The sequence below is a fragment of the Spirosoma migulaei genome (assembly GCF_054776855.1).
Window position 1 is genome coordinate 1 of the sequence record NZ_BAAHBG010000052.1, and the last position, 3,764, is coordinate 3,764.

At 52.0% G+C, this 3,764-nt stretch carries 2 protein-coding genes; both read left to right on the plus strand.

Annotation, left to right across the window (positions count from 1 at the left end):
- A partial coding sequence (locus tag ACYVGO_RS38595) for an SdrD B-like domain-containing protein (protein WP_460974135.1) occupies positions 1–2,615 on the plus strand: 2,615 nt, incomplete at its 5' end.
- A gap of 700 nt (positions 2,616–3,315) precedes the next feature.
- Positions 3,316–3,764: hypothetical protein (locus ACYVGO_RS38600; protein WP_460974136.1), on the plus strand; the 449-nt coding region annotated here is incomplete at its 3' end.

A 3,764-nucleotide genomic window follows, 5' to 3' on the forward strand; every position in this document is an offset into this window, starting at 1 on the left:
CGCTGGCAGCCAATACCGGTACGTTTACGGCCGTATTTAATGGCCTCACCTCCGATGGAGCCAGCCATACGGCGACCATCAGTCTACCTGGTTGCGGCACCACAACGGCCACGTTCACGGCTCCCGCATCCTGTTCGGTAACGCCAATCTGCTCCATGAGTGCAGTGGCAACGCCCGGACTCTGCCAAACAGCTACGAACACCTTTACCACGATAGCAGTCATCACCCTGACCAATCCGACGACCGGCATCCTGACTGTAACCGATGGTCCGGCCAGCCTGACCTTTGCTACCGTTACTGGAAGCACTACTTCCTTCACGGCCACCTTTGCCGGACTTAGCTCCAACGGAACCAGCCATACGGTTACAGCCAGTTTGCCCGGCTGTTCAGCTACTACGACAACCTATACGGCACCAGTATCCTGTTCGATAGCGCCCATCTGTAGCCTGAGTGCTACCGCTACCGCCGGACTTTGTGCTACTGCTACGAATACCTATTCAGCTATGGCGGTGGTTCAGCTAACCAACCCAACGGCGGGTACGCTAACGATTTCCAATGGGCCGCAGAGTGCTACGTTCGTTACAACAGCAGGCACTTCGGCTACCTTCACTGTGGAATTCCCCGGTTTAGTATCCGATGGGGCAACGCATACAATCACGGCTTCGCTGCCCGGTTGTAGCACCACGACTGCTACCTATACGGCACCGGCATCCTGCTCAATAGCGCCCATCTGTTCCATCAGTGCGGTAGTCACCGCTGGGCTCTGCGCAACAGCAACCAATACGTATTCTGCCACGGCTGTGGTGACGGTCAATAATCCCGCTGCGGGCGGAACGCTCACGGTAGCCACCGGTGGACAAACGCTCACCTTCAGCACTACAGCCCTCAGTCAGAACACCTTCACGGCTACCTTTAACGGGCTTATTTCAGATGGAGCCAGCCATATTATTACGGTCAGTCTATCTGGTTGTGGCAGTGCCAATACGGCCTACACGGCCCCAGCCAGTTGCTCGATAGCACCGGTTTGTTCGGTGAGTGCAGTGGCTACCCCTGGCCTGTGTGCCAGTGCCACGAACACCTTCTCAACGACTGTGCTGGTGACGCTGACTAATCCAACGGCGGGAACCCTGACTGTTACCGATGGGGTGAACAGTATCACCTTCGTGGTGGCTGCCTCACTGGGTACCACAACTGCCCCGGCTATATTCAATGGCATTCTTTCCGATGGCACTACTCACACGGTGACGGTAGCGCTGCCCGGTTGCTCGAGTACCACGCTGACCTACACGGCTCCCGTATCCTGTACTGTGGCTCCACTTCTGGCCAGCCTGGGCGATTATGTCTGGTACGATACCGATGGAGACGGTCAACAGGATAGCAATGAAACCGGTGTGCCGGGCGTAACGGTTAAACTCTTTAACCCGGCTTCGTCAACGGTCACCCCCATTGCCAGCCTGACGACGGACAGCAATGGCAACTACCTGTTTACCAACCTGATTCCAGGCATTTACTATGTTCAGTTCGACAAAACCACGCTACCAACAGGATACACCCTGACGAGTGTTAATTCAGGAACTGATGCCACCGATAGTGATGCGGACCTAAGTACAGGTAAGACCACCAACTACACCCTGGCCGCTGGGGAACAGAACTTAACCGTTGATGCCGGTATTGTGCCGCCAACCCCGAGCCTGTCGCTGGACAAATTTGTTAGTAAATCGAAAGCTAAACTGGGCGAAGTGCTTACCTATACCCTGGTGGTAACCAACAACGGGGCTATTCCGGCGACGAATGTCACGGTTCGGGATTCGAGTACAACGGGATTGACCTACGTAACGAATTCAGCCACGGCACCCGCGGGGACTACCTTTACCCAGGGAACACCCATTAGCACCTGGACGATTAGCGCTATCAGTGCTGGACAAAGTCTGAGTTTGACCTTCCAGGCCAAAGCCGATAGCACGGGAATACTCTATAACAAAGCCACCCTACCCGGCGACACGGCGACGGTCTGTACCTCCATCCCCGTGGTGATGTGTGCGGGCGATCAGTATGCCTTCACCCTCACCGCACCCGCCGGGCGAAGTAGCTACAAGTGGTTCAAAGATAACGTCGAAATCCCAGGACAAACCACCAACGTGCTCGAAGTGACCGCACCGGGCACCTATAGCCTGGCCGTCGATAACGTATCGGGAAAATGCCCCGACTTCAGCTGTTGCCCCTTCATTGTCGAGGAGGACACGCTACCCACGTTCCAGGCGCAGGCTGTCGTGGCTAGCTGTGTGGGCAATGTGGCCCAGGCTAACGGTAAGATCGTGCTCACGGGCTTCAACCCCGCCTACACCTACCAGTACTCGCTGGGAAGCAGTTTCAACGAAGCGGCTCCGCTCTCGGGCTCAGCCAAGGTGATTCCAGCGGGTGGGGTGCTAGTGAACAATCTGGCTAATCCGGTGGTGGCTCAGGCCTATACGATTCGGGTCTACAATGCTTCGGGCTGTTACACGGATGTGACGGTGATGCTGTTGCCAACCGTGTGTGGGTGTCCGGCTGAGGTGTGTGTGCCTTATGTGATTAGCCAAACCAAGCGGGCCAAACGCATTGGCGATCCGCGTTAATCGACAGCCTTCTATACACAGAAAGGCCGCTAAATCGTTAGCGGCCTTTCTGTGTATAGAAGGCATTTTAACTGTACAAGCATGGTCTTAGCCTGTGTTGGATTCTTTAGTTATGCATGCTCTTTAGATTAGCTTGCTTCCAAGTTGGCACGAAATATGTAAACAAGGATCAATTATTTACATACTAAGCACATTACATAAATAGTTGTATACAACTATTCTTTTTGCAAAAATCTATAATATACAGAACTAGCGGCAACAAGTACAAACTTCTGAGCTGGCATACCCTTTGCCTTACGGAACCCTGTTAACCCAATATCAGTAACCTTGGCGATTCAACCTTTATTCCATGTATTTTTTCACTGAGAAGAAATCTTGTGTAGGCTCCCTGAAATTATATGATTTGCGTCTACCAAGTCTACTTGAAATCCGATTTATGGGTTTAATGGTATGTCTCCTGAACCTAGCCAGGCAGATAACACCAGCCCTGAAGCTTGTTTCCGTAAATCGCCAACTTCGGTATGCGGTATGCCGCTATAATTACACTAGTCAATTGCAAAAAACACAGCAGAGAACATTGATACAGCCTATAAACTCCATCACTTTCTGATTCCTAGAGATTCAGCCGCGGCTAATCTGACCAAATGATCCTATTACCGACAATCTAACATCCACCGTACTTGACTTTATCGTTTACCATATGGATTCACTTTACAACCATCTGTTTCAGCTAGTTGCCTGGTTGGCGAACCGAAACAATACGATAAAGGCAGAAGGACGGCTGAACTATAACTCGCTCAAACTGCCCAGACTTGAGGGCAAGTTCAACTCTATGAATAAGAAAGGCTTGTTTTTTTTTAGCAGGATTAAATCCTGCCTAAACACGCCTTTTTTGTGCTTTTTTCTAATACCTATTTTATCACTATTGGTAAGCTGGCAAGAGGCACAGGCTCAAACCCCCTGCGGTCTGTCTATGGTTGTTACACCCGGGCTATGCCAGTCGGCAACGAACAGCTATGTCTTGTCGGGAACCATTAACGCCACCAACGTGCCCACTAGTGGGACGCTCACTATTACATCGGCTGCCCTTTCTCAGCCCAGAACGCTGACCCTCCCAGCAGCCAATACAGTTTCGGGTACGTTTAGCTA